Consider the following 25938-nt stretch of genomic DNA (forward strand, 5'->3'; position numbering starts at 1 on the left):
ACGCCGCGGCCGCCGGGGGTCAGGAATCCCTGCGGACGTCGACGAGCAGTTCCTGGACGGCGTGGTCCGAAAGGCCCTCGGGGCTGCGGAAGCGGTAGCGGAGTGCGCGTGCGCCGCGGGCCGTGAAGGCGAGGTCGAGGCGCCACCAGCGAAGCCAGGCCGTGCCGCGGTGCCAGCTGACGGGGTAGAGGGACCGGCTGACCCGCAGGGCGTCCGTGGCCACGGACGACAGTCGCACGATGTCGCCCAAGGCGCGGCTGAGGTTGAAGTCGCCGGCGACGAGTGCCGGGCGCGCGTTGCCGCGGACGTCCTCGATCAGCCGGTCGAGCTGGCGGTTCCGGCTGAGCACCCGTTCCCTGATCTCCTGGTAGAGCCCGAGCCGGAACGGGTTCTCGAGGAACACGTGCACCGGCAGGTGCACGTTGTACGTGGACAGCACCGGCGAGCCGGGCAGGGCGTCGATGCGCAGATCCGCCCGGAACACCTCGGGGGCCCCGATGTCGGGGGTCGCGACGACGGGGAACCGGGACAGCGTGACGAACTGCCCCCGGACCAGGACGTGGTGGTCGGGGAACTCACGGACCAGGCGCTGCCGGAAGTCCACTGGGATCGGCGGAGCGTGGACGCCGGCGTCGTGGATGTGCTCCTGGAGGAGGTAGACGTCGGCGTCGAGCCGCCGGAGGAAGGCGTAGAAACGCTCCGTGTCGACCTTCTCGTCCCAGTGCTGGGTGTTCCAGCATACGACGCGGACGCCGCCCGCGGGGCGGGCGGCGCGCAGGAGGTTCCACGCCGCCCTCGGTACCAGCCCCGAGTGCCTCATCCCCAGCGCGAGGGCGAGCCCGGCCGCAGCGGCGGTCCACCAGCGCGGACCGCCGCTCGTGGCCGCGGCGCCCGCCAGCAGCCCGCAGGGGACGACGAGCTGCGCCGGCGGCGGCAGCACGTCCGTCGTCGCCCACCACCACCAGCGGTTGGTCAGCAGCCGGTCCGCCACCTGGAAGAGCAGCCACCCGGCGGCGCCGGTCGTCAGGAGGGCGTCGGGCACGGTCATGCGGGGGCCCTCACCCCCGAGCCCAGGGCGGCGTCGTAGACCTCGCGGAACCGGCGCGAGAACACGCACCGTACACCGCCCGTGATCACCCCGGTGGCCACGGTGAGGTTCACCAGGACGTTGACGGCCGTGAAGTAGCCGAGGAAGCCCCACCCCTTGTGCCGCACGGCACAACGGTACAGGCCGCTGTCGCACGCGAGCCCGGCACCCAGCACCAGCAGGGGCACCACGGCCCAGGCCGCGCCGAACAGCAGCGGCAGCAGCAGGGCGGCGACGGCCAGGAGGCAGACCGCGCTCGCCCAAGCGCGGGGGCCGGAGGCGTAGCCGCCGGGGAGCCCGCGCCGCCGCAGGTACAGCGGCATGGCAAGGTGGATGCGCTGGTAGACCTTGCGCAGCACCAGCCTCAGCGTGTCGTCGTTGTCGTGCCGGCCCACCACGGCCGAGGTGCTGAGCGACGCGTACCGCAGCGTGAGGCGCAGTCCGAAGTCCTGATCCTCGGTGTGGCGCAGCAGGGGGTTGAATCCGCCGAGTTCGGCGAAGACATCCGCGCGGATGGCGAAGGTGTTGGTGTGCACGGTACTGATCGGGCCTTCGGAACTGATCAGCGCGTAGTGCTGCTGGAGGCAGCGGTACTCCTCGATGCGACTGTCCCTGATCAGCGGGTGCGGATCGTAGATGCCGCAGACGGCCCCCAGGTTCGAGTCGGCGCGCAGCAGGCGGACGGCCTGCGACACGGCGTCGGGGGCGAGGGCCACGTCGGAGTCGACGAAGAGCAGGATCTCCCCCCGGGCGTGCGCGGCGCCCAGGTTGCGGGCCACCGAGACGCCGCCGTTCGTGCCGGTGCTGACGGCCTCGACTCCGAAGGAGGCGGCGACGGCCACGGAGTCGTCGGTGCTGCAGTCGTCGATCAGCACCGTCTCGAGCGACGGGTAGTCCTGCTCCTGGATCGCCTTCAGGCACAGGCCCAGGGACTTGGCGTAGTTGTAGTTCGGCACGATGACCGACACCAGGGGCTGCTGCTCAGACACGGCTCCTCCTGCGGATCGGCGGCCGGAAGAAGACCTTGGCGAGGGACAGCGCGCCCTGCCGCCAGGGCTCGACGCTGGTCACACCGCCGGTCGCCGGCCGGCGGGACGCCTGCCCGGAACGGCGCTGCTGCTCCCGCCACCACGCGTAGGTGCGCAGGATGGCGTCCTCGTTGGAGTACCGGGGAGTGAAGCCCAGCCGTTCCCGGGCGCGATCGGTGCTGACGAAGGAGTCGTCGAGCAGCTTGTGCAGCAGGCGGCCGTAGACGGGGGAGAGTCCGGTCCGCTCCAGCAGGCGCAGGGCCCCCACGGCCGGCCGGGCCGGGATCGGCACGACCCGCCGGCCGTGGCCGGCGGCGTCCAGCACGGCCTGGAAGTTCTCCCGCAGCGTGCCGAAGGAGGCCGCGCCGAGGTTGAAGGTGTCATCCGCCTTCTCGGGCGGGGCGTGCAGCGTGGTGATCACGGCGTCCACGAGGTCGTTGACGTCGAACATCTGGATGCGTACGTCGCCCTGCCCCAGGACGGGGAAGTTGCGGCCCTCCTCGGCCCATTCGAAGAGCATCGCGAACAGCCCCATCCGGCCCGGGCCGAGGAAGGTCTTGGGGCGCAGGACCGGCAGGCACGTCGCACCGCCGCGGAAGCGCTCGCAGACCTCCTCCGCCTCGGCCTTGGCGGCGCTGTAGGTGTCCACCGGCCGGCGCGGGTACTCCTCGGTGGTCGGCACGACCGTGGGCAGCCCGTAGACCGCGGTCGAGGAGATGTGGACGAACCGCGGAACCCGGTTGGCGGCGGCGGCCGTGAGCATGGTCCGGGTGCCGTCCACGATGACCGAACGTATCTGGTCGGTCGGATAGCTGGGCAGCGCGGCGGCGCAGTGCACCACCGCGTCGGCCTCGGCGAGCGCCCTCTTCATCGCCGCGCCGTCGCGGACGTCGGCGACGGTGACGTCGAGCCGGTCCGGCCGACCGCCGCCCGTGCCGGTGGCGGCCCAGCGCGCGGAGCCGGGTTCCCGGAGGTCCACGCAGTGCACGTGGTGTCCCTCGTCCAGCAGTCTGCCGATCAGGGTGGAGCCGAGCATCCCGGCCCCGCCTGTCACCACGACGTTCATCACCACAGCGACGACACCTTTTCCTGGACGAACTTGGTGAGCAGCCGCGGAAGTCCCTTGGCCAGGGTCCTGTCGAGCGCTTCCAGGAAGCGCTCGACCTCGGGTTGCTCCACGATCAGCGGCGGGGCGGCGACCAGCGGGTTGCTTCCGTTGAGCGTGTAGTACGTGTAGATGTCGTGGTCGCGGTACAGCGCGTTCACCACCGACGAGGTGATCAGCTTGGTCAGGAACCGGGGGTCGCGGGTCATCCCGCCGGGCACCAGTCTGGCCGCCAGTTCGAGCAGCTTGGGTCCCTCGCGCAGGAAGACGCCGTGCAGGGCGCCGGCCCCGCGGACGTCGGCCACGGTCTCGGCGTGCTCCTTCGCGATGCGTTCCAGTCCCGGCGCGAGGACTCGTTCGATGGCCCGGGCGCGCGCGGGGTAGTCGTCGTCCACGACGATGTTGATCGCCTCGATGGCGGTGGCCGTCTCCTCGCCGAACCCGTAGTACGTGGTGCTGGTGCTCTGCAGCAGGGCGTCCACCATGTTGTCGTAGGCACGGCGGAAGACCGGCTCGCGGGCCACGTAGGCCGAGACGGACGACTTGCCGCCGCCGAAGGACTTGGACGTGGTCACCACGTCCGGTACGAGGCCGGGGTAGCGCATGAAGTAGAAGAGGCTGCCGGTCTTCCCCCAGCCGGTGTAGATCTCGTCGAAGACGAGGACGATGTCCTCCTGCGTGCACAGGGCGCGCAGTCCCCGCAGGAACTCCTCCGAGCACCACTGCATGGTGGAGGCGCTGAATGGTTCGACGAGGATCGCGTAGATGTCGCACTCACCGTTCGCGGCCCGGGAGCGCGCGACCTCCGCGCGGATCGCGCCCAGGTCGCCGTACGGGTAGGTGACCACCCCCTGGATGCCGGGGAACCGGAACGTCTCCTGCGCCTGCCCGGTGAGGCTGCCCGAGCCGAGGAGCTTGCCGTGGAAGGCGATGTCGGCGCGCAGGACGCGGCCGCGGGAACCGTTGTGATACTTGTACGCCAGTTTCACGGCGCCCTCTACCGCCTCCGCGCCGGAGTTGGGGAAGAAGGACATGCCGAGGTCGCCGGGCAGGAGCTGCGCCAGGTTGTGGCCGAGTGCCGCCACGTAGGGGGAGAAGTAGGTCTTGTGCACCTCCATCCGCTGCTCCTGCTGGAACCTCTGGCGCGCGGCCAGGATCCGCGGGTGGTTGTGTCCGTGGTTGAGGACGCCGACGCCGCCGGTGAAGTCGAGGATGCGGCGGCCGTCGCGCTGGTGGAGGTAGGCGCCCTCGGCGCGTTCGACCAGTTCCCTGCCGAACCCGAAGGACGTCATCAGGGACACCTGGCTGCGGTTGACGTGCCGCCGGTAGAGGTCGTGCACCTGTTTCGCCGTCAGAGTCTGGGTGTCGTCGATGGTCAACAGCTTGTTCATGGTTTCCCCGTCCTTGCTGTGTCGTGCGGTACGGAGGTCTTCCGGGAAGAGGAGGAGTGCGTCCTGCCGGAGTGCCGTCGGCGGGCACCGCCACGGACGAGCAGCAGTGCGCCGCCGGCGACCGCGACCTCGCTCGCGGTGCAGATGATGCGGCTGGCCACCGCGACCGCTCCGGCGGCCGGCCAGGGCAGCACGCCGGAGAGCACCAGCATGAGGATCGCCTCGCGGGCGCCCCAGCCGTCCGGCAGGACGACGGCCAGGCTGCTGAGAGCGGTGGCCAGCGCGAAGCCCCCGACGCACAGCGGCAGCGCCCTGAGCGCGTCGGCGCCGAACAGGACCGCCAGCGACCACAGGTGAAGCCCGGCGACCAGCCAGGAGGCGGTGGCCGCCACCATGCTGCGGCGCAGCCCGGAGTCGGTCGGCAGGTGGGCGGGGGGACTTCTGCGGGCCAGCCGGGCCGCCACCCGCACCATCGAGGTGAGCAGCCCGGGGCGGACGAACAGGGCGCCCACGGCACCGGCCGGCAGCAGCAGCCACCACGCCTGGCCGCCGAGCAGCCCCGGCCCGCAGGTCAGGCCCAGGGCGAGGCCGGTCAGCGTACCGACCGCGAGGTTCAGCAGGAAGACGCCGGACATGGCCGGCGCCGAGTAGCCGGCTTCCCTGCCCAGGCGGAGCTGGGCGAGCAGGCCCCAGACCCGGCCGGGTATGTACTTGCCGAGAAACGACGTGAAGTAGATGCGCGCGGCGACGAGAACGTCCGCCACGGGGCGCAGTCCGTCCAGGAGCGCCCGCCAGGAGACCAGGGTGAGCGCCACGCCCACGGCGTTGGCGGCGAACGCGGCGACCAGGTACGGGATCGATCGCGGGCGCAGCACCAGCTTTGCGAGCGTGCCGGTCCCGTCGTGCACCGACAGCCACAGCCCGGCCAGCACCGCCAGGAAGAACACGCCGGACAGCACGCCGCGCCGGATGCCACGCCCCGCCGCCCGCAGGTCCGGCCGGGGCTCCGTCGTCGTCACCGCGCGGACGCCTCGGTGGGGGGCCCGACCCGCCCGGCGTCCGGGCGGCCGAAGTCGCGGTCCGTCAGCATTCTCAGCCCTCCCCAGGCGGCGCCCGTGACGATCGACAGCTGGACCAGGAGGTGCACCCCGGTGAAGTAGGCGAGGAAGGCAGGGCCCCGCTCGCGCAGCACGAAGCGGCTCAGGCCGGGGTCCGCGACGGCGGCGGCCAGGAGGCACAGCGCCGGAACGCCAGGGGCCAGCGGCAGCAGGGGCAGCGTCGCCACCGTGAGGGCAACCGCGAGGACACCGGTCGTGCTGTGCGCCCGCACCGCGTTCCGCCGGGCCCGGTGCGCCGCGGCGAACGGGATCAGCAACTGGGCCCGCCTGGCCTGTTCGCGGAGCAGGGCGCGCAGGCTGTCGGCGTCGTCGTGGCGGCCGGTGATGGTGTCCGTCAGGCGGATGCGGCAGCGGCCGTCGAGCCGGTTGCTGTATTCCAGGTCCTCCGAGTCGCGCAGCCGCTCGTCGAGCGGGCCGACCGCCTCGAAGACCTCGCGCCGGACGGCGCCCAGCGCAAAGAAGGCCGAGGCCACGACGCCGACGCTGCGGCGGTGGAAGTAGTGGGCGTGCAGCACCCGGTAGCGCTCGACCGGGCCATCGTCGAAGAGCGGCCGCGCGTCCGGGACACCGTGGACGAAACCGCAGCCGGGATCCTCCGTGAAGATCCGGACGGCGTTCTCCAGCGCGTCGGGCGCGAGGGCCACGTCGGAATCGACGAAGAAGAGGATGTCGCCCCGGCTCGCGGCGGCGCCGCGGTTGCGGACCGCCGAGACACCGCTGTTGCCCGAGTTCTCGATCAGCCGGCACGGATAGCTTCGGATGATCTCCCGTGAGCGGTCCGTGCTGGCGTCGTCGACGACGATGACCTCCAGTGGCCGGAGCGTCTGGGCGAAGACCGCGTCCAGGCACGCGGGCAGTGTCTTCTCGTAGTTGTAGTTGGGAATGATGACCGACACGGTCGGCATGTCAGGCTTCATGCGGCGTCCTTGGGGCTTCGTACGGCGTTCTCGGGGCTTCCCACCGGTCGTGTCTCACCGGCCCTGCAGTCCGCCCACGAGTTCCTGATGGCCGGCCAGCACCGAGGTGAAGGCGAGACAGCCGAAGCACAGCAGCGCGCTGACGACGACCCGCCGATCGCGCAGCAGGGTCTCCGCGGGGTCCCCGCCGCCCCCTTCCGAGATCACTATCTGGAGATAACGGAACAGGCCGTACAGGACGAACGGCATAGTCGTCAGGAGGGCCACCTGGCCGAAGGGCTGGGCCGCGTCGCCGTGCAGGAAGCCTGCGTACCCCAGTACCGCGACGACTGCGGTGACGACGACCATCTGGTCGACGAACGGGCGCGAATAGCCCTCCAGCGTGGGGCGGTGCCGGTCGGCCGCCGTCCCCAGGTCGAGCTCCTGCCGCCGCTTGCCCAGGCTGATCATGACGGAGGCCGCGTAGACGGCCAGGACGAGCCACACCGACAGCGGGATGCCGTCGGCCAGGGAGCCCAGGACGACCCGCAGCGCGAAGCCGGCCGCGACGACGAACACGTCGACCAGGGCGATGTGCTTGAGCAGGTGGCTGTAAAGCAGATTGAGCACGACATAGGCAGCCACGGGCCAGGCGAGCGGCCACGGCCCGAGTGCGGCGAGCGCCGCCGACGCCGCGGTGAGCAGCGCCGCCCAGGCGATCGCCACAGGGACGGAGACCCGTCCGGAGGCGATCGGCCGGGCGCGTTTCACCGGGTGCAGACGGTCGCGCTCGCGGTCGGCCAGGTCATTGATCACGTACACGACCGAGGCCGCGAGAGTGAACAGGGCGACTGCCCAGGCCATGCGGGGCAGCGTGTGCCGGCTCCAATGCTCGCCGCCGATCAGCGGCAGGGTCACGGCCACCAGGTTCTTCGGCCACTGGCGGGGCCGCACCAGCCGCAGCAGGTCCCCGGTGCGCAGGCCGGAGCTGGTGGAGCGGTCGTGCAAGCGCGGCTCCGTGACCGTCATGCCGTCTCCCCGCCGGGTCCGAGGCCGCGAGGGCGAGGATGCCCCGGGGGCGTGTGCCGGCGTCTTCCGCCCCGCGCGGCCGGACGTCCCGCGCCGCCTGGGCGCGCGGTGGAGGGGAGGGGATTGCACGTCGTCATGGCTCTCCTTACAGACCGCGCCGTAAGGCCGAAAGGCGGCGGTTCGTGGCGAACAAAAAGCGCGCACGTGCGACGGGAGACGATGGTTTTCCGGGGACCCGGCCAGGGGCCTGACCGGGGGTTCGCTCGTGATTCCGACCGGGGCCCGGCCGGGGCTCGCTCGTGGCCCGGCGGGCAGGCCGAGACTGCCCCGCGACGGGAGCGGGGGCAAGGCCGCCGTGCCGCGCCCGAGTCCGACCGCGCATCCGGACGCCCCTGTTCCGGTGGCGTCGCCGGCGCCCGCCCGACTCGCGAACCCGCCGGTCGGCGCCGCTTGCCCGGCCGGCGCCGGGAAAGCGGCGCCCCTCGTCCTCAGTGGGCCTCTGGTGATTCTCCGCCCGGCCGCATGAGGCCCTCTGGAAGGGCTGTTCCCCCGGTGCACCGCCCCTGCCGGTCTCCGCCGGGTCCGGCTCTGCCCGGACGCCAGCGGCCCTGCGGCGGCCCGCGTCCGGCGGCCGCCGGATCCGCGGTCCGGCGACCGGGAACGGCAGAGCCCGGCCCCGGTGGTGACGCACCGGGGCCGGGCTCTTCGGGCGCGGCGATGGCCGCGCGGTTCAGGCGGTGTTCAGCCGCTCCAGTTGGCCGGCGTCCAGTTCGAGGTCGACCGCGGCCAGGCATTCCTCGAGCTGTGCCACCGAGCTCACTCCGATGACCGGAAGCACGCTGGGCGAGCTGTGCAGGTGCCAGGCCAGCGCCACCTGGTTCGGCGAGGCGCCGAGCTCGTCCGCGACTTGGCGGAGCACGGCCAGCCGGTCCGGCGTGCCGGGGTGGTCGTACTGCTTCGGGATTGCGCGGTCCGAGCGGGTCAGCGCCCCGCCCAGCAGGGTCGAGTAGCCGAGCAGCGTCAGTTCCGGCTCTGAGCGCACGTAGTCGAGGAGTTCGTCGCTGACGTGGGGGTTGGCGCCGAAGTCGGCTCCGGGCCGCGGTTGGAGGTAGGTGGCGCGCTGCTGGACGCACGTGTAGCCGGCGACACCGAGCTGCCGCGCGAGGGCACGGGCCCGTTCGATCCGCCACGCCGCGTGGTTGCTGCATCCGAGCAGCCGGACGGTACCCTGCTCGACCAGGTCCCCGAAGGCCGCGACCGTCTCCTCCAGCGGAGTACGCCGGTCCTCGATGTGCGCGTAGTACACGTCGATGCGGTCGGTGCCCAGCCGCTCCAGGCTGCCCTTGACCTGACGGTGTATCACTTCCCTGGACAGTCCCTCGGCAGCCTGCGGCCACGGGGCGCCGAGGGGCACGGGCAGTGCTCCCACCTTGGTGGCCAGGGTCACCTGGTCGCGTGCGCCGCGGCTGCGCAGCCACCTTCCAAGCAGTGCCTCGCTCTCCTCGCCCGTTCCGCCCTCGACCCAGAACGCGTACGTGTTGGCGGTGTCGATGAAAGTGCCGCCGGCCTCCAGGAACCGGTCGAGGACGGCGAACGCCGTCGCCTCGTCGGTGCTGGTGCCGAAGTGCATCGCTCCCAGGCAGATCGCGCTCGTGTCTAATCCGGACGCCCCGCCGATTCGCCGCTGCTTCATTCGATGTCCTCCTCTTGTTTCGCCCTGTGCAGGTGGCAACCGGAACTCACCCGGCGAATTCCGTGCTGGGTCGCCGCAGGCGCACCGGCGTCCGGACTGTAGGGGATGAGCCCGCCGCCGGGCGACGCCGCGCCGCCCGGGCGGGCGAAGCCGCACGCTCCGGCGTGGCCGAACCCGATCGGCGGCGTACCGGCCGGCGGCCGGGCCCCGGCGCACAGGCGGAAGGCGGTACGGCGCCGCGGCGGTGCACCCTGCCCCGGCCGGAAGGGCGGCCACGCGCACACCTGTCCACTCGGTCGAACACTCGATTCGACGTGATCGTTCCGCATCCGCCCCACCCGGTGTCCCGGGCCCGGAAAAATGAGTTCCGGAATCTCCGGTGCCGGAAACCGCGGGGAAGATTACCAGAGCCGGGCGCCAGAATTGTTCCGACATGCACCATTGGTGCATGCCGGGAGAGCGGCCCGATTCAGCCATTCTGCACCCCCGAGGAACGATAAAAAAATCTGGCCGCGCGCGGGCACCGCGTGCTACCTTCTGCGCATTGCTGATCGAACGGGCTTCAATCTTTGGCGATTCTTGAATGGCGCTGCGCATGGCTTTCGGCCAGACAACGGGGAGAGTCCTGACATGGAAGTAGCCGTGAAAACCTTGGGCGATTTAGCCCTTCTTGCCGCACAGCGGAACATGACGCCGACCGCTCCGAAACAACGCCGGGTCCTGGCTCTCCTTTCGGCCCGCGCGAACCAGCTGATACTTACCGAGGAATTCCATCGCGAGCTGTGGGGCGGCCGACCACCGCGCACAGCCGCCGCGACCCTGCACACCTACGTCGGCCAGTTGCGGCGTGCCATGGCGCGGGCCCTGACGGTCGCGCCGCACGTCGTCTCCGAGCGGTTGCTGATCACCCAGCCCGGCGGCTACCTCCTGCGGGTCGATCCCGACGGACACGACTTCACGCGGTACCACCAGCTGCTGGAGAAGGCGGACGAGGCCCGGCGCGCCCAGCAGGCGGAGGAGGCCGTGCTGCACTACCGCGCGGCACTGGGCCTGTGGCGCGGGCCGGCCCTCGCCGACATCGTCTGCGGCCCCGTCCTGCGGGTCTGGGCGGACTGCGCCGACGAGTCCCGCCTGAACACCACCGAAAAGCTCATCGAACTCGAACTGCAGCTCGGCAACCCACTGGAGGTGCTGAGCGAACTGCGCGAACTGGCCGCCCGCCACCCGTTGCACGAGAATCTGCACGGACAACTGATGGTAGCCCTTTCCCAGGCCGGTCGCAGGAATGAGGCACTGGAGGCCTATCACTCCCTGCGGAGGCGGATTGTGGGCGAACTCGGCCTCGAACCGTCCGCACGTCTGACACTGCTCCAGCAGCAGATCATCACATCACAGACAAGCACTCCGGAAAGATACGACTACCGCAGCACAAGGCGCAGCGCATAGGAAATATCACGATCGCGGCCTTCTGTGTCGGCACACAGCGGGAAGGACAGCACGTGCTGTCGGAGTTCATACGTGAACAGGAATCACCGCCCCACCCGCACATCACCAAAGTCGTCATTCCGGCAGCAGGTCTGGGAACCCGGCTCCTGCCGGCCACCAAGGCAATTCCCAAGGAAATGCTGCCGGTGGTCGACAGACCCGCCATCCAATATGTGGTGGAAGAGGCGGTCGCGGCCGGCCTGACGGACATCCTGATCGTCACCGGCCGCAACAAGAGACCGCTGGAAGAACATTTCGACCGTCACCCCGAGATCGAGGAAGCCCTGGCCCGCAAGGGCGCCGAAGCGCACCTGGCCCGGGTGCCCGGACCCGGCGCGTCCGCGGCGCTGCACTACATACGCCAGGGTGTCGCCAAAGGAGTGGGCCACGCGCTCCTGTGCGCGCGGGCGCATGTGGGGAACGAGCCGTTCGCCGTCCTGCTCGGCGACGACCTCATCGATCCCCGCGATCCGCTGCTCGACCGCATGATCGCCGTACAGAGACGCCTCAGCGGCAGCGTCGTGGCCCTCATGGAGGTCGATCCGCGCGACATCCACCGGTACGGATGCGCCGCGGTCGCCCCCACCGAGGAGGCCGGCGTCGTCCGCGTCACCGGCCTGGTGGAAAAGCCCGCCCCCGGCCAGGCGCCCAGCAACTGCGCCGTCATCGGCCGCTTCGTCCTCCACCCCGGCGTCTTCGACGCGCTCCGCCGCACCGCCCCCGGACGCGGCGGGGAGCTCCAGCTCACCGACGCCCTGGACCGCCTCTCCCGCACCGGGCCGGACCGCGCGCCGGTGCACGGAGTCCTCTTCTCCGGCCGCCGCTACGACACCGGCGACCGGGCCGACTATCTGCGCACGATCGTCCGCCTGGCCTGCGAACGCGATGACCTGGGGCCGGACTTCCGAGCGTGGCTGGCCGCATTCGTCTCGCACGATTTCCGGGAAACAGGATGACCACTATGCCCTCTGGCTCCGCCCAGGACACCCGCCTCCCCCTCCCCGACGCCACCGACGACCCCACCACCCCGCTGCTGACCGGCGCGCAGGCCGTGGCGGCGCTGCTCGCCGAGGGCGGCGTCCGCAACGTCTTCGTCTACGCGGGCACCTCGGAGCTCGCGCTCTGCGACGCGCTGCACCACACCGACGGCATCCACCTGTCCAACGGACGCGGCGACAAGGAATCCGCGTTCATGGCCGCCGGCGCCTCCCTGACCAGACCGGGCCGGGGCGCCGCCGTCCTGCACGGCGCCCGCGGCCTGACCAACGCCGCCGGCGCCGTCGCCGACGCCCGGCGCAGCGAGGCGGGCGCCCTGTTCCTGGTCGGGCTGCCCTCCAGCGGCTCGGTCCGCTTCCTGCCGCCGCACGGCGAGCACGGCCTGCTGGACGGCATCGGCAGGTTCGCCGACTGGTCGTGGCAGGCGCCCGCGGTGCCCGAGCGGCCCGAGGAGCGCCGGGCCGCCGCCGAGCGGTTCGTGGAACGGCTCAGGGCGGCCCTGGCCTTCTGCACCTCCCCACCGCACCGGCCGGCCATCTTCGGCATCCCCCAGGACGTCGCCGAGAGCCGCTGGATCCCGCGCGAGGCGCTGCGCACCGCCCCGCCCGGGACGCCGTCCACCGACCTGCGGCAGCCGGCGCTCCAGGCGCTGCTCGAGGAGCTGCGGCAGTCCCGCCGCCCGCTGTTCCTCCTCGACGACTACGCCCTGCACCACGCGGGGCTGCGCCCGGCGCTGGACCGGCTGAGCACCCTGACCGGCGCGGCCGTGCTCCAGGTGCGCTACCGCCGGGGCCCGATGCTCTTCGAGAGGCTGCGCAGCGAGGAGGTGGCGAACTTCGCCGGCTGGCTCAACCCCTTCAGCGCCGTGCACCGAGCCCTGCTCGCCGCGTGCGACCTGCTGGTGACCGTGGAGGACCGCAACATCTACGAACGGGTCGTCGGCCCCCTGCCCGGCTGCCGCAAGGCGGCGGTCAACACCGACCCCGCCAAGGTCCTGAAGAACGAGTACCTGGGCGACGACGAGCCGCTCGTCGTCGGCGACCCGTCACAGGTGCTCGCCGAGCTGGCCGACCGGCTGGACGCCCTTCAAGAGCCGCCGCGCACGCCCTGGTTCCCGGACGAAGCCCTCACCGAGCACCTGCGCGGCCCGGAACGGGCCGACGCCGCCGTGGAGGACGGGCGCCGCGCCGTCGCCCGGGCGCTGGCCGCGACGCTCGCGTCCTGGGAGCGGCCCGTCCTGGTCGACGACAGCCAGATGTTCGGCGGGTTGCTGTCCGAGCACTACGACGACTTCCCGTCCGGCCTGCGGGTCTTCGGCGGTCACGGGGCCTTCGTCGGCGGCGGGCTGGCGTACGCCACCGGCCTGGCCGTGGGCGACCGGGACGCCCGGGTGATGTGCACCCTGGGCGACCAGGCGTTCACCAATTCCTTTCAGGGGCTGGTGGCCGCGGTGCAGGAACAGGCCCGGGTGGTGTTCGTCGTGTGCAACAACGGCGAGTCCGTCTCGTTGAAGAAGCAGGCCGCCGCCTCCTACGGCGACATGGAGCGCTCCTATCTCGCGAACGTCGGCCACATGGCCTACCACCAGGTCGCCGAGGCGCTCGGCGTGCCCGCCCACCGGGTGGCCGTCCCCCTCGGCGACACGCCCACGGCGGTCGGGGCGGCGGTGTCCGAGCTGACGGCCGCGCTGGAGAAGAGCGCCGCCGAGCAGGGTCCCAGCCTGGTCGAGATCGTCCTGCCGTCGGATCCCGACGTGTGGAAGGGCATCTGGGTCACCCAGGGCTTCGAGGAGATGGCGGCGGACCCCGAAGGCACGGCATGACCGGGGGACCGGCGTCCGGTGCCCGGCGGCCGCGGCAGGCGCGGTTCGCCCTCGGCGTGGTGTTCTTCGTCAACGGTGCCCTGTTCGGCAACTGGGTGCTGCGCATCCCCGCCGTCAAGGACCGGGTCGGCGCCGACACCGGTCCCCTCGGACTGGCGCTGCTCGGGCTGGCGGTCGGCGCCCTGCTGTCCAAGCAGGTCGCCGGGCAGCTCGTGGCCCGCCACGGCAGCCGCCCCGTCACCCGGCTCGGCATCACGCTGAGCTGTCTGGCGCTGCTGCTCCCGGCGCTCGCCGGGAACCTCGTCGCCCTCGGGCTCGCCCTGGTCGGGTTCGGCGCGGCCATGGGCATCGTGGACGTGGCGATGAACGCGCACGGCGTCGCCGTCCAGAACCGCATGGGCCGTCCCGTGCTGTCCTCCCTGCACGGCGTGTACAGCGTCGGGGGACTGCTCGGCGCGCTGACCGGCGGCGGTGCCGAGGCCCGGGGGCTGTCCCCCCTGGTGCACTTCGCCCTCGTCGCCGCGGTGCTGGGCGGGGTCGCGCTCGTCGCCTCCGCCTGGCTGCTGCCCGCGAGCAGCGACGTCGCCCCGCGGCGGGCCGAGGGCGGCTGGGCCAGGCTGCCCGCCGAGCGCCGGCTGCCCCTGGTGCTGCTGGGCTTCGTCGGCCTGTGCGGCATGGCGGGAGAGGGCGCGGTCGGCGACTGGGGCGCCATCTACCTGCGGGACGGCCTGGGCACCAGCGCCCAGTTCGCGGCCCTCGGCTACTCCGCGTACTCCGTGGCCATGGCGGCCGGGCGGCTGCTCGGCGACCGGTGCCTGGCCCGCTGGGGCGACGTACGGGTGGTCACCTGGGCGGTGACGTTCGCGGGCTGCGCCTTCGCCGCCGGGCTGCTGGCCGGGCATCCGGCCGCGGCCGTGTGCGGGTTCGCGGCCCTGGGGTCGGGGCTGTCCATCGTCATGCCGGCGATCTTCTCGATGGCCGGGCGGATGGCCGGGCGGGCCACCGGCCCGGCCATCACCGTGGTGTCCAGCATCGCCGGCACCGGCTTCCTGGCCGGGCCGCCGCTGATCGGCTTCCTCGCCCAGGCCACCGGGGTGCCGGTGGCGCTGGGCGCGGTGAGCGTGCTCGCGCTGGGTGCCGCGGTCCTGCTGCGTGTCGCCACGTCCGGGCAGCGGGCCCCGGCCGGGCCGCCGCCCGCCCGCGCCGCCGGTCCCCTCGCCTGACCGCCCCTGACCGCCACCGAAAGGAGTTCCCGTGACCCAGCTCCGTCCCACGGACCCGGAGGTCCTGGCGACCGCCGTCGTCGACAGCGTCGTCGTCGCCTCGGACCCCGACGCCCGCCGCTCCGGCCTCTTCTACTGGGAGATGGCCCGCCCGTGGACCGAGGCCGTCGTCGCCGCGGTCAGGAAGGCCGAGGACCCCAAGATCCGTGCCCTCGGCGAGGCGCTCGCCGAGGAACCGGGCGTTCCCGGCCACTACCACCGGCTGCGGGCCGTCCTCCTCGACCGGGCCGCCCTGCCCTCCACCGCTCCCCTGTTCGACGCAGCCTGGGAGGCGGAGTGCAACTCACGCATCGGCTTCCACCTCGGGGCGCGGCACACCCGCGACGCCGAGCCGGTCACCGTCGAGGAACTGCGCGCCCTCCCGCCCGGGCCCGCGCTGCCCCCGGGAGCCGACCCGGAGGTGCTGATCGTCGTGCCGTTCCGGGACCGCGACACCGGCGGCGCCCGGCTGCGCAACCTGCTGGCCTGCCTGCTCGCGCTGCGCGACCAGTCCTACCCGCGCGAGAGATACCAGGTCACCGTCGTCGAGTCCGACGACTCCCCGCGCTGGCGCGAGGCGATCACCCCGTTCGCCGACCACTACCTGTTCGCCCCCAAGGGCGGGATGTTCAACAAGTCCTGGGCGGTCAACGCGGGCGTGGTGAACACCCCCGGCCGCAACGAGGTGCTGTGCATCCTCGACGCCGACGTGCTCGCCGACCGGGACTTCGTCGCCCGCAACGCCGAACGCTTCCGCTCCCCCGGTGTCGGCGGTCATCTGACGTACCGGAAGATGAGCTGCATGGACGGGCCCACCACGGCATGGGCCGTCCGCGAACGCGTCCGGCGCCGCGCCGCCGAGGCCGGCCCCGAGCACCTGCGCGTCTTCCAGCTGCGCCGCCCGCCGGGCTGCTGCCTGTGGGTGCGCACCGGGATCTTCCACCGGGTGGGCGGCATGGACGAGCGGTACGAGGGCTGGGGCGGCGAGGACAACGACTTCGCCTACCGCTTCGACATCGCCGCGCCCTTCTTCCACCACGACGACTGGATGCTGCACATGCAGCACCCCCCGGCGTCCCTCCTCAGGGAGGACGGCGAACTCGTCAACGCCCACATCCCGGCGCTCAGCTGGCGCCCCGAGGAACCCATCGGGCGGCTCGACCGCTTCACCGCCGAACCCGCCGGGAGCTGAGGATGCCGTCCCCGCCCGGATCCGACAGCCGGTTCGTCGTCATCACCGGCCTGTCCGGGGCCGGCCGCAGCCTCGCCGCCGACCACCTGGCGGACCCCGGCCGCTTCACCATCGACACCCTGCCGCCCGAGCCGGTGCCCAAGGTGGCCGAGCCGGCCCACGTCCCGCGGTCGTCTTTCACCCGGGTGGTGCCGGCCCCGGGCACCGCGCACCAGCGGGACGAGGTCCCGCCCACGCCGGCCGGGTTGCTCTCCTCGGGGGCCCGGGCGCGGGTGCTGTTCCTGGAGGCGGCCACCGACGTCCTCGTACAGCGCCACGGCCACACCCGGCGCCGGCATCCGCCGGTCGACGGCGACGAGCAGCGTCCGGTGGCCGCCGTCGGCCAGGAGCCGCGCCCGCCGGCCTGCCCGCACGCACCGGTCGGCGAGTACGTCGCCGTGCTGCGCCGGCCGGGCGGCGCTCCCGGCGTGCCGCACCGGGACGTCGGCGGATGAGCGCCCGCACGGTGCGCCCCCGCGTCGTGGCCCTGGGCGGCGGGCGCGGGCTGACCGCCACGCTCCGGGCCGCCCGCCGGTACGCCGGCCACACCACCGCCATCGTCGCCACCGCGGACGACAGCGGCTCCACCGGGCGGCTGCGCAGCGCGCTGCGCATCCCCGCCCCCGGCGACCTGCGCCGCTGCCTGGCGGCGCTGGCCGGCGTCGAGGAGGAGCCGCTGGGCCAGGCGCTGGAGCACCGCTTCGCGGGCACCGACGTGGCGGGCCACGCCCTCGGCAACCTGCTGCTGGCCGGGCTCACCGCGGTCACGGGCGACTTCCTGGCCGCGACCGACCGCACGGCGGCGCTGCTGGGCCTGACCCCGGACCGGGGCCGGGTGGCCCCGGCGACCGTGGAGCCGGTCGACCTGAGCGCCGTCACCGTGGACGGCACCCGGGTGACCGGGCAGTACGCCATCTCCAAGACATCGGGCCTGCACCGCGTCGCGCTCGACCCGCCCGGCGTCAAACCGCCCGACGGCCTGGCCCGGGCGATCCACGAGGCCGACCAGGTGGTGCTGGGCCCCGGCTCGGTGTACACCTCCGTCCTCGCCGCCGCCCTGGTCGACGACCTGCACGCCGCGCTCGCCACGACCCGCGCCCAGCGCGTCTACGTCTGCAACCTGGAGCCCGAGGTGGCCGAGACCCAGGGGTACGACATCGCCGCCCACGTCGAGGCGCTGCGCGCCCACGGTGTCGCACCGGACGTGGTGCTGGCGCACGACGGCGGCTCGCTGCCGGCCGGAGACGTCGGCGTCCGCCTGGTCCGCGCCGACCTGGCCCGCCCCGATCCCCGGTACGGCACCGCCCACGACAGCGCCAAGCTGGCCGCCGCGCTCGCGGCGGTCCTCGCGTAGCTTTTCGGAGGTATCCGACATGGCATTCTTCACCCTGGCCTGTGCCTTCCACGACACCGAGCGGCTCCTGGAGCGGACGCTGCCGCTGGCGATCCGCTCCCTGACCCGCCCCACCCGGCACGACTTCGAGGTGATCCTGGTCGCCGAGCGCTCCACCGAGGACACCGTCGCCCGGTTGCTGCCGCGGCTGGCCGACCTCGGCGTGGACGAACTGCGGTGGCGCCGCACGGACCACCACGCCTTCTCCGGCGCCCCGTCCAACAACTTCCACGGCAACCACTTCACGACCACCAGCCCGTACCTGATCACGTTCACGGACGACACGTTCATCCACAAGACCGACGAGGACTTCGACGTGCTGGACGCCACCGCGCAGATCTTCGAGCGCAACCCGGAGGTGGTGCTCATCAGCAAGGTGGACGACCACGAGGAGTGGGACCGGCCGCTCGCGGACGTCGGACCGGAGATCGAGCCGGGAGTGCGGTCCGTCAACCGGGTGGTGGACCAGCTCATCGCCTACGACACCGCCCGTTTCGCGCCCGTCGCGCACCGGCTCGGCGCCTTCCACCGGGACACCTTCGTCAGCCACGAGGGATTCGAGTACCAGTGGGAGAACCTGGCCGGCCACGTCGGGACCTCCGGCGGCCGCCGGATCGCCTACCCGGAGCGCTGGCCCCTCCGGGTCCGCCACAGCGACCTGCGCAACCAGCCGGGTTCCATGCACGGCACCCAGGACGAGGACGTGAAGCTCAAGTGCTTCGAACGGCTGCTGGAGAGCCGGGGACTGACCAAGTGAGGTGATCCGCGCACCGGGCGGTGCCGGCACGGCGGCCGGGACCGGGCCGACGGGGCTCAGGAGGTGGACAGGAAGAACTCCTGGGCTCGGTGCGACGACAGCCCCTCCGGATCGGTCAGCCGGTAGCGGTCGGCCGTGGCCCCCGCGGCGGAGAAGGCCCAGTCGAGCCGCCAGGCCTGGAGCCCGCCGACCCAGAAGGACACCGGGTAGGCGCTGCCCGAGGAGTGCGCCGCGTCCGTCAGGCCGTCCAGCCACCGCAGTTCACCGGAGCCGGGCACCAGGTTGAGCACGCCTGCCACCACCTTGGGGTTGCTGTTGCCCTCGATGTCCCGTCGCAGCGCCTTCAGCACCGCGGTCCGGCGATGGTCGAGATCGGCGGCGATCCGGTAGAACTCCGCGGAGAACGGGCTGGCTCCCAGGTAGAACAGGTCCGGAAGGTGGACGTTGTAGAGGGAGATCTCGGTGCCGTCCACGACGATGTCCGTGCGTAGCACCCGTATGTTCCAGTAGTCGTCCCAGGACGTGGCCGGCTCGGGCAGGTGGGCCTCCACCACGGTCTGCTTCTTGATCGGGAACCGCGACACGGTGAGCAGTTCGCCGGCCGTCGCGAAGTGGCGGCCGGGAAAGACCGCGCGCAGCCGGTCCTCGTCGTTGACGGGCACCGGCTCGTCCTTCCGTATCCCCATGTACTCCTGGAGCAGGTAGACGTCCGCCCGGCGCTGTCTCAGATAGCGGTAGAAGTGGCCTGTGTCGTTTCCCTGGTGCCATTCCAGCGTGTCCCACGACACGACTTTCAGCGCACCCGGGGGCGGCTGCCGGTGCGTGCCGACGGCACGCAGGTTCAGACCCGACTGCGGCACCGCGACGACCAGCGCCACCGCGGCCAGGCCCACGAGCCACCGGCCCTCCCGCACCGGGCCGCGCACCCGCCGCAGCGCGACGGCCGCTCCCGCCGTCAGCAGGGCGAACGGCACCAGGACCAGGACGAGGGGCGGCAGCAGGTCGATCAGCACCCACCACCAGACGCGGCCGCCCAGCAGCGGCCGCGCCGTGATCAGCAGGAGCCAGACCAGTGCCGTACCGATCAGTGTCCGCGTCACGAGGACGCGCCATCGGGGGGTGCGTCCCGGCACGGCCGGGGCGGTCTGCGAGCCGGGCACCGGACCACCTTTCTCCGGCGCGGCGACGCCGGCCGGGCGACCAGGATGCAAGCCGGGGCTCCGGAGTCGCAACGATCTTCCGACGCGTCTCGTGCGGGAGTGCCCCGGCGCTGTTGCCGCTCTCTGGCCGCCCTCCAGTCCGCCTCTCGCGGACCACGTTCCCGCTGCTGGTGCCGCTGTTCCGGCATACGGCCGGCGGCGGGCGCGGCCGCCGTGCCCGCCGCCGCGCCGGGCGGGCGCTGGGGGCCGCGGAACCGGGCGTCGGCGGCCGGCGGGACAACGGAACCGGGCGCCCGCTCTCGTGGCAGCGGGCGCCCGGTCCGGTGGGGGGTGGCGCGGGGGGTCCGTCAAGGACCGGTCGTCGGGGCGGTCGCCGAGGCGTCCGCCGGAACGGTCACCGGCGCGACGGTCACCGGAAGGCCGCGAAGGCCTTCGAGAAGGCGAACGGGTCCTGGACGACGGAGCTGCAGGTGGCGTCGGCGGTGTTCTTGGCGCCGCCGGAGCACTGCTTGTCGCGGGTGGCGGACCACATCGACAGCCAGCCCAGGCCCTTGGACTTGGCGAAGTCGGCGAGCTGGGCGGCGTCGTCGACCTTGAAGACCTCCACGGAGACGTCGTTGACGCCGATCATCGGGGTGACGGCAACCGTCTTCCAGGCGTCGGCGTCGGACAGGCCGAGCACGCCCTTGATCTGGGCCTGGGTGGCGGTGGCGGCCTGCTCGGCGTAGGTGCCCATGTCGCCGTTGTAGGAGGGGCCGTAGTCCATCGCCATGATGTTGACGGCGGAGATCTTCACGCCGTTGGACTTGGCGTTCGACAGCAGGTTGACGCCGTCCTGGGTCAGGCCCTCGGGCATCACCGGCAGGGTGAAGGAGACGTCCAGGTCCGGGTGCTGCCGCTGGAGCTTGGCGATGGCCTGGGCGCGGCGGGTGTTGGCGGCCGTGTTGGGCAGCGCCCCGCCCTCGACGTCGAAGTCGACCTTGGTGAGCTGGTAGGCGTCCACGACCTTGCCGTACGCCGCCGCCAGCGCGTCCGCCGAGGAGCAGGTGGTGGCCAGCTCGGAGCCGGAGGCGCCGCCGAAGGAGACACGGACGTCGCCGCCCTTGGCGCGCAGCTGCCCGATCTGCGCGGCCACCGCGTCGCTGCCGAGGTCGCTCACGCCGCCCCACTTCGGGGTGCAGCCGCCGCCGTCGGTGACGAAGGCGAGGTTGTAGTTCTTCACGCCGGTCGCGTCGGCGGCGGCCGGCAGGTCGAAGGCCGGGTAGAGGGAGGTGTCGACGTACGGCGCGAAGCGGGCGGTGGCGGTGGTACCGCTGCCGGTGCTCTGCGTCGCGGCCGGGGTCGGGGTGGCCGACTTGGTGGCGGGGGCGGTGGGGGTGGGGGCGGCCGTCTGCGTCGGGGAGGCGGTGGGGCGGCCGCTGGGCTCGGGGGTGGCGCCGTCGTCCACGGAGCAGCTCCCGCCGTCGATGCGGCAGCCGCTGGGATCGCCGGTGCCGTTGACGACGAAGCCGACGGTGACGGACTCGTCCGCGGCCAGGCCGTCGGTGTCCCACTTGGGCGGCTTGACGGTGACGTGCTGCCCGCTCACGCTCGACTCCGCGTTCCACAGGGAGCTGAGCTTCGCGCCCGCGGGCAGGTCGAACTCCAGCGTCCAGTCCTTCTCGGGCTGCCCGCTGTTGTTGGTGACGACGTACTGCGCGGTGTAGCCCGTCGACCACTCGCTGGTCCTGGTGTACGCCGCCCCGATACCGGCCGCGTGGGCGGTGCCGGTGAGCAGGACCGCGCCGCCGCCGATCACGGCCGCGGCGACAGCCCCGCCGATCGCCTTGTTTCTGCCGCTGATCCTGCGCCGGTGCGTGCTCATCGCGTGCCTGCCTTTGCTGCTACGGGGGTTCACAGGGGCGTCCCACGCGGGTCCGGGGCGCTGGGCACCGGGCCGACGGGCACCGGGCACGGGCCCGCCGGTCGGTGGGCGCCGGCTGCTCGGGTACCGGGACGCGACAGCACGCTAGCGATCCGGAATCAGGCAAAACTCCTGATCCGGACGGGAGTTGGGGATCTTAGGGTGCGCTTAAGGATGGGATCGGGAGCGGTTAAAGGTCGAGACCAATCGGCGGGCGGGACGGCGCCGCCGGACGGTTCCCCGGTGGCCCCGGCGCACCGGTTTGCGCCCGTCGAGCTGGAGCCAGATGCGCACCTCGGTGCCGCCGAGCACGGAGGAGCCGATCCGCACGTCGCCGCCGGTGGACTCGGCGAGCCGGCGCACGATGTCCAGGCCGAGGCCGGTGGAGCCGTCGGCGCCGGTGCCGCGCCCGCGGGCCAGCGCCGCCTCGGGATCGGCGATGCCGGGCCCGGCGTCCGAGACCAGCACGATCACCGCGTCCTCGGCGTGGTGCACGTCCACCGCGAACGCCGTGCCCTCCGGGGTGTGCCGGAAGACGTTGCCGAGCAGCGCGTCGAGCGCGGCGGCGAGGTCGGCGCGGGCCACCGGCACCCGCACCGGCCGCTCCACGCCGGCCAGCCGCCACTTGCGGCCCTCGTCCTCGGCGAGCGCCGACCAGAACTCCATCCGCTCCCGCACGACCTCGGCCGCGTCGCACCCGGCGCCCGGCCCCGGTGCCGTGGTCTGCGGCTTGGCCTCCCGGGCGGTGCGGATGATGGTGTCCACCTCGCGCTCGAGCTGGGCCACCGCCTCCCGGGTCTGCTCGGCCGCCGGACCCTCGCCCAGCGAGGCCGCGTTCAGCCGCAGCACGGTCAGCGGGGTGCGCAGCCGGTGGGACAGGTCGGCCGCCATCTCCCGCTCATTGGCGAGGAGTTGGACGACCTGGTCGGCCATGGAGTTGAACGCGACGGCCGCCAGGCGCAACTCCCGCGGCCCCTCCTCCGGCACCCGGGCGCCCAGCCGGCCCTCCCCCAGCTCGTGCGCGCCCTCGACGAGCCGCCGGGCGGGCCCGACCATGCGCACGCCGAGCCGGTCGGCGACCGCGACCGAGCCGACGACCAGCGCGGCACCGACCGCGGCCAGCACCGCCCAGGCGGTGCCGACGCCGTTGGTCACCTCGGCGTGCGGCACGAACACCTCGACGACGGCGATCCGGCCGGAGCTCAGCGCCACCGGCTGCAGCAGGGTGTAGCCGCCGGGCACCTCGGTGGTGGAGGCGCGGCCGATGCGGCGGACGGCCGCGACGTCCCCGGCGGTGGCGCGGCGCCGCCCGATGTCGACGGCCGCCAGGCCGTCCCCGCCGGGTATGTGCACCGCCATCTCGGCGTCCGAGCCGGCGGCGGCCAGGACCCGCTCCAACTGCTCGCGGTCGGTGGTGATGGACAGCGCGGGGGCGACGGCCGCGGCCTGCCGTTCGGCGTTGGAGAAGGCCCGGTCGCGCGCCATCTCCCGCACCACGAGGCCGAGCGGCACCGCGAAGGCGATGACGACCATCGTGGTGACCGCCAGCGCGACCTTGACCAGGGCCCATCTCATCGCGGCGGCTCCGCTCCCGGGCCCCGCGGCGCGTCGGCCGCGGGCGGCTCCAGCTTCACGCCCACCCCGCGCAGGGTGTGCAGGTAGCGCGGGCGGGCCGCGGTCTCGCCCAGCTTGCGGCGCAGCCAGGACAGGTGGACGTCGATGGTCTGGTCGTCGCCGTAGGACTGCTGCCACACCTCCGCCAGCAGCTCCTTGCGGGGCACCACGACGCCGGGACGGGCGGCCAGGAAGGCGAGCAGGTCGAACTCACGGCGCGTCAGGTCCAGTCGCCTACCGTCCAGTTCGGCCTGGCGGCGCAGCGGGTCGACGGTCAGGCCGCCCACGCGCAGCACGGTCTCCGGCGGGGCGTCACGGCCGCCGGCGCGGGCGCGGCGCAGCACGGCGGCGATGCGGGCGGAGAGGTGCTCCACGGAGAACGGCTTGGTCAGGTAGTCGTCCGCCCCCGCGTTCAGCAGCCGGACGATCTCCGCCTCGTCGTCCCGCGCGGTGGCGATGATGACGGGCACGTCGGTGATGCCGCGCAGCATCTTCAGGGCCTCGGCCCCGTCCAGGTCGGGCAGTCCCAGGTCCAGGATCACGACGTCGAAGCGGAGATGGGCGACCTCGCGCAGCGCCTCCAGCGCCGTACCGACGCTGCGCACGGCGTGCGCGGCGTCGGTCAGGTGCCGGATGAGCGCCGAGCGTACGAACTGGTCGTCCTCGACCACGAGCACACTTGCCATGCGCCGCACCGTACGCCATGCGGCCGCGCGGCATCCGCGCCTGTGGACAACTCCCCGGACCGCCCTGTGGACAACTCCGGCCGAACGGTGGCCAGATGGGCGGCGGGCGGGGGCGGGCGGGAGGGCGGGCGCGACACGGGTGGGGCGCGTGAGGCAGTATGGCCGCGATGCGCAGAGGACTTGTACACGTACTCGCCTGGTCGCTCGCCACCGGTGCGGCGGTCACGCTGTCGTGGTGGGGCGTGCACACCGTGCTGGCCGGCACCGCCTATGACCCGCCGCGCGCCCTGCCCATCACGGCGGCCGAGGCGACCACGCAGCAGTCGCGGCCGCTCGTGCCCGCCACGGCCCGCCCCCGCCCCCGCTCCTCCTCTCCCGCCCCGACCGCGCACCGCACCCCGGCCCCGACCCCGGCCGCGACCCGCACGCCCGCCCGGACGGCGGCCGCGCGCCCCACCCCGACCGCCTCGCCCACGCCCACCGACTCCGGGCGCGTGAAGACGTACGACACCGACGGCGGGCGCGCGGTCTTCGACCTCGGGGACACCTCCGCGACGCTGGTGTCCGCGACGCCCGGCACCGGCTGGTCGATGCAGGTGTGGAAGACGGACACCTGGATCCGGGTGGAGTTCACCTCGGGGACGAACCGCGTGTCGGTGATGTGCACCTGGCACGACGGGCCGCCGCACGTGGAGATCGGGAACTACTAGTCACCGGGTCCGGGGGACCGAGGGTCCAAGGGCCGAACGGAACCTCCGAAAACTACCGAAAACCGCCGGAGAGCGCCGGAAGGCGCCGGGGAGCGCCGGAAGGCGCCGGGGAGCGCGGGAAGCGGTCGCCGGAGGGCGGTCATCAGAAGACGGAGGGCGGCGGCTGCGGGGAGGCCACGGCCGCCGCGTCGGTGACCGGTGCCGCGCCGCCGGTGAAGTCCAGCAGCTCCCGGCCGTGTTCGACCCGGCCGGGGTGCGGATCGGTGGCGACGCGCCGGGTGAGGTCGGCGACGGGCAGCGGCCGGTCGGCGGCGACGAGGACGGCGTTGCCGAACCGCCTGCCGCGCAGCACCGCCGGGTCGGCGGCCAGCGCGAGGTGCGCGAACCGGGCGGCGGCGGTGGCGATCTGGCCGCGCAGGTGCGCCAGCGGCGGCCCGTCGGCGACGTTCGCGGCGTAGAGGCCGCCGGGCGCGAGCACCCGGCGCACCTCGTCGAGGAACTCCACGGACGTCAGGTGCGCCGGCGTGCGCGCCCCGCTGAACACGTCCGCGATCACCAGGTCCGCCCAGCCGTCCGGCACCTTCGCCAGCCCCTCCCGGGCGTCGGCGGACCGCACCCGGATCCGGGCGTGGGGATCCAGCGGCAGCTCCCGCCGCACCAGGTGCACCAGGGCCGCGTCCCGCTCGACGACCTGCTGCGTGGAGCGCGGCCGGGTGGCGGCGACGTAGCGGGCGAGGGTGAGGGCGCCCCCGCCGAGGTGCACGGCGCGCAGCGGCTTCCCGGCCGGCGCGGCGAGGTCGGCGACGTGCCCGAGCCGCCGCTGGTAGGCGAAGGACAGGTACGCCGGGTCGTCCAGGTCGACGTGCGACTGCGGCGCCCCGTCGATCAGCAGCGTCCAGGCCCGCGCCCGCTCCCGGTCGGGCACCAGCTCGGCGACGCCGCCGTCGACCTGCGCGACGACGGGCTCGGCGCCGGCCTGCCGACGGCGGGGGATGCCGGACTTCGCGGACTTGGTGGGCCTCGCGGACCCGGCGGGCTTGGCGGATCTGGCGGGCTGCGCGGACTTGGCGGACTTGGCGGACTTGGCCACGCACCGATTGTCGCAGGTGGCGAACGGTGCGGTCGGTGCGGTCGGTGCCGTCGGTGCGGCTGCGGGGCTGCGGCGTCAGCGGCAGTTGTCCAGCGCCGCGAGCAGCCGCGCCGCCTCGTCCAGCGCCGCCCGCAGCACCGCCGGATCGGTCGCCGGCTCCGTGTCGCCCGGCGGCAGCAGCCAGTCCGAGCCCGCCACGGGCGGCTCGGCCGGCATCCGCAGTCCGCGCCCGTCGGTCTCGGTGCACGTGCTGCCCGGCACGTCCCAGCCCGCAGCCGTCCCCGGCGGCACCAGGAAGCCCAGCAGGTCGCGGTCGTCGTCGTGCAGGACGGGCCCCACCGCGTCGCCCGCGCCGCGGCGCAGGATGTCGACCGCCTCCAGCCCCTGTCGTGCGGGCACCGTCACCAGGTCGCAGGCGCCGTCCGCGCCGCCCGGCGGGCGTCTCGCCGACATCGGCGGCGTACAAGAGCCGGCGCTCCGGC

At 73.3% G+C, this 25938-nt stretch carries 23 protein-coding genes; 9 read left to right on the forward strand and 14 right to left on the reverse strand.

The features are described 5' to 3' along the window. Window positions 1–19 precede the first annotated feature (19 nt). The 8 genes from IE225_RS07860 to IE225_RS07895 form a co-directional block, all read right to left on the reverse strand. Window positions 20–1048, reverse strand: a complete 1029-nt coding sequence (locus tag IE225_RS07860) for an endonuclease/exonuclease/phosphatase family protein (RefSeq protein WP_190056634.1) — start codon at window positions 1046–1048, stop codon at window positions 20–22. Continuing rightward, the gene (locus IE225_RS07865) at window positions 1045–2076 is read right to left on the reverse strand and encodes a glycosyltransferase family 2 protein (protein WP_190056635.1); all 1032 of its coding nucleotides are present in this window, start codon (window positions 2074–2076) and stop codon (window positions 1045–1047) included. The genes IE225_RS07860 and IE225_RS07865 overlap by 4 nt, the downstream gene beginning before the upstream one ends. Beyond that, window positions 2069–3181 carry an NAD-dependent epimerase/dehydratase family protein gene (locus IE225_RS07870; protein ID WP_190056835.1) on the reverse strand — a complete coding sequence of 371 codons (1113 nt, stop codon included), beginning with the start codon at window positions 3179–3181 and terminating at the stop codon, window positions 2069–2071. The genes IE225_RS07865 and IE225_RS07870 overlap by 8 nt, the downstream gene beginning before the upstream one ends. Continuing rightward, a complete protein-coding gene (locus tag IE225_RS07875) occupies window positions 3181–4611 on the reverse strand; it encodes an aspartate aminotransferase family protein (RefSeq protein WP_190056636.1) in 1431 nt (476 codons plus the stop codon). The genes IE225_RS07870 and IE225_RS07875 overlap by 1 nt, the downstream gene beginning before the upstream one ends. After that, the gene (locus IE225_RS07880; protein ID WP_190056637.1) at window positions 4608–5630 is read right to left on the reverse strand and encodes a lysylphosphatidylglycerol synthase domain-containing protein; all 1023 of its coding nucleotides are present in this window, start codon (window positions 5628–5630) and stop codon (window positions 4608–4610) included. Before IE225_RS07880 ends, IE225_RS07875 begins: the two co-directional genes overlap by 4 nt. Continuing rightward, a complete protein-coding gene (locus IE225_RS07885; RefSeq protein WP_190056638.1) occupies window positions 5627–6646 on the reverse strand; it encodes a glycosyltransferase family 2 protein in 1020 nt (339 codons plus the stop codon). Before IE225_RS07885 ends, IE225_RS07880 begins: the two co-directional genes overlap by 4 nt. A gap of 54 nt (window positions 6647–6700) precedes the next feature. Continuing rightward, window positions 6701–7654: a decaprenyl-phosphate phosphoribosyltransferase gene (locus IE225_RS07890; protein ID WP_190056639.1), complete on the reverse strand. Its 954-nt coding sequence runs from the start codon at window positions 7652–7654 to the stop codon at window positions 6701–6703. A gap of 730 nt (window positions 7655–8384) precedes the next feature. Then, window positions 8385–9347, reverse strand: a complete 963-nt coding sequence (locus IE225_RS07895; protein ID WP_190056640.1) for an aldo/keto reductase — start codon at window positions 9345–9347, stop codon at window positions 8385–8387. A 630-nt stretch (window positions 9348–9977) separates the two neighbouring features. On the opposite strand from IE225_RS07895, the gene IE225_RS07900 reads away from it, so the two are divergent. From IE225_RS07900 to IE225_RS07935, 8 genes are all read left to right on the forward strand, one after another. Next, the gene (locus tag IE225_RS07900; RefSeq protein WP_190056641.1) at window positions 9978–10793 is read left to right on the forward strand and encodes an AfsR/SARP family transcriptional regulator; all 816 of its coding nucleotides are present in this window, start codon (window positions 9978–9980) and stop codon (window positions 10791–10793) included. A gap of 68 nt (window positions 10794–10861) precedes the next feature. After that, window positions 10862–11788: a UTP--glucose-1-phosphate uridylyltransferase gene (locus IE225_RS07905; RefSeq protein WP_190056836.1), complete on the forward strand. Its 927-nt coding sequence runs from the start codon at window positions 10862–10864 to the stop codon at window positions 11786–11788. Between the two features lie 5 nt (window positions 11789–11793). Continuing rightward, window positions 11794–13650, forward strand: a complete 1857-nt coding sequence (locus IE225_RS07910; protein WP_190056642.1) for a thiamine pyrophosphate-binding protein — start codon at window positions 11794–11796, stop codon at window positions 13648–13650. Then, window positions 13647–14873 carry an MFS transporter gene (locus IE225_RS07915; protein ID WP_190056643.1) on the forward strand — a complete coding sequence of 409 codons (1227 nt, stop codon included), beginning with the start codon at window positions 13647–13649 and terminating at the stop codon, window positions 14871–14873. Before IE225_RS07910 ends, IE225_RS07915 begins: the two co-directional genes overlap by 4 nt. Before the next feature lie 31 nt (window positions 14874–14904). After that, complete coding sequence (locus tag IE225_RS07920; RefSeq protein ID WP_190056644.1) at window positions 14905–16104, forward strand: glycosyltransferase family 2 protein; 1200 nt, start codon at window positions 14905–14907, stop codon at window positions 16102–16104. 2 nt (window positions 16105–16106) lie between these two features. Continuing rightward, window positions 16107–16598 (forward strand): RNase adapter RapZ, encoded by a 492-nt coding sequence (locus IE225_RS07925; RefSeq protein WP_190056645.1) that lies wholly within the window; start codon window positions 16107–16109, stop codon window positions 16596–16598. Next, entirely contained in the window at window positions 16595–17497 is a 903-nt protein-coding gene (locus IE225_RS07930) for a gluconeogenesis factor YvcK family protein (protein WP_190056646.1), read from the forward strand. The genes IE225_RS07925 and IE225_RS07930 overlap by 4 nt, the downstream gene beginning before the upstream one ends. 19 nt (window positions 17498–17516) lie before the next feature. Continuing rightward, window positions 17517–18293, forward strand: coding sequence for a glycosyltransferase family A protein (locus IE225_RS07935; RefSeq protein WP_190056647.1), 777 nt, complete (start codon window positions 17517–17519; stop codon window positions 18291–18293). A 56-nt stretch (window positions 18294–18349) separates the two neighbouring features. On the opposite strand, the gene IE225_RS07940 is transcribed toward IE225_RS07935, so the two are convergent. The 4 genes from IE225_RS07940 to IE225_RS07955 all read right to left on the reverse strand — a co-directional run bounded on the left by IE225_RS07940 (window position 18350) and on the right by IE225_RS07955 (window position 23656). Continuing rightward, entirely contained in the window at window positions 18350–19453 is a 1104-nt protein-coding gene (locus IE225_RS07940; protein ID WP_190056648.1) for an endonuclease/exonuclease/phosphatase family protein, read from the reverse strand. A gap of 409 nt (window positions 19454–19862) precedes the next feature. Further along, a complete protein-coding gene (locus IE225_RS07945; RefSeq protein WP_190056649.1) occupies window positions 19863–21317 on the reverse strand; it encodes a glycoside hydrolase family 18 protein in 1455 nt (484 codons plus the stop codon). 207 nt (window positions 21318–21524) lie between these two features. Beyond that, window positions 21525–22931 carry a HAMP domain-containing sensor histidine kinase gene (locus tag IE225_RS07950; protein ID WP_190056650.1) on the reverse strand — a complete coding sequence of 469 codons (1407 nt, stop codon included), beginning with the start codon at window positions 22929–22931 and terminating at the stop codon, window positions 21525–21527. Next, window positions 22928–23656, reverse strand: a complete 729-nt coding sequence (locus IE225_RS07955) for a response regulator transcription factor (RefSeq protein ID WP_190056651.1) — start codon at window positions 23654–23656, stop codon at window positions 22928–22930. The genes IE225_RS07950 and IE225_RS07955 overlap by 4 nt, the downstream gene beginning before the upstream one ends. Before the next feature lie 167 nt (window positions 23657–23823). On the opposite strand from IE225_RS07955, the gene IE225_RS07960 reads away from it, so the two are divergent. Then, window positions 23824–24366 (forward strand): hypothetical protein, encoded by a 543-nt coding sequence (locus IE225_RS07960; protein WP_190056652.1) that lies wholly within the window; start codon window positions 23824–23826, stop codon window positions 24364–24366. Window positions 24367–24508: 142 nt separating this feature from the next. On the opposite strand, the gene IE225_RS07965 is transcribed toward IE225_RS07960, so the two are convergent. Next, on the reverse strand, window positions 24509–25360 hold the full coding sequence (locus IE225_RS07965) for a spermidine synthase (protein ID WP_190056837.1): 852 nt from the start codon (window positions 25358–25360) through the stop codon (window positions 24509–24511). A 171-nt stretch (window positions 25361–25531) separates the two neighbouring features. Beyond that, window positions 25532–25909 (reverse strand): hypothetical protein, encoded by a 378-nt coding sequence (locus IE225_RS07970; protein ID WP_229879321.1) that lies wholly within the window; start codon window positions 25907–25909, stop codon window positions 25532–25534. Window positions 25910–25938 lie beyond the last annotated feature (29 nt).

Source organism: Streptomyces echinoruber, from assembly GCF_014651135.1.
Classification (GTDB): domain Bacteria; phylum Actinomycetota; class Actinomycetes; order Streptomycetales; family Streptomycetaceae; genus Streptomyces; species Streptomyces echinoruber.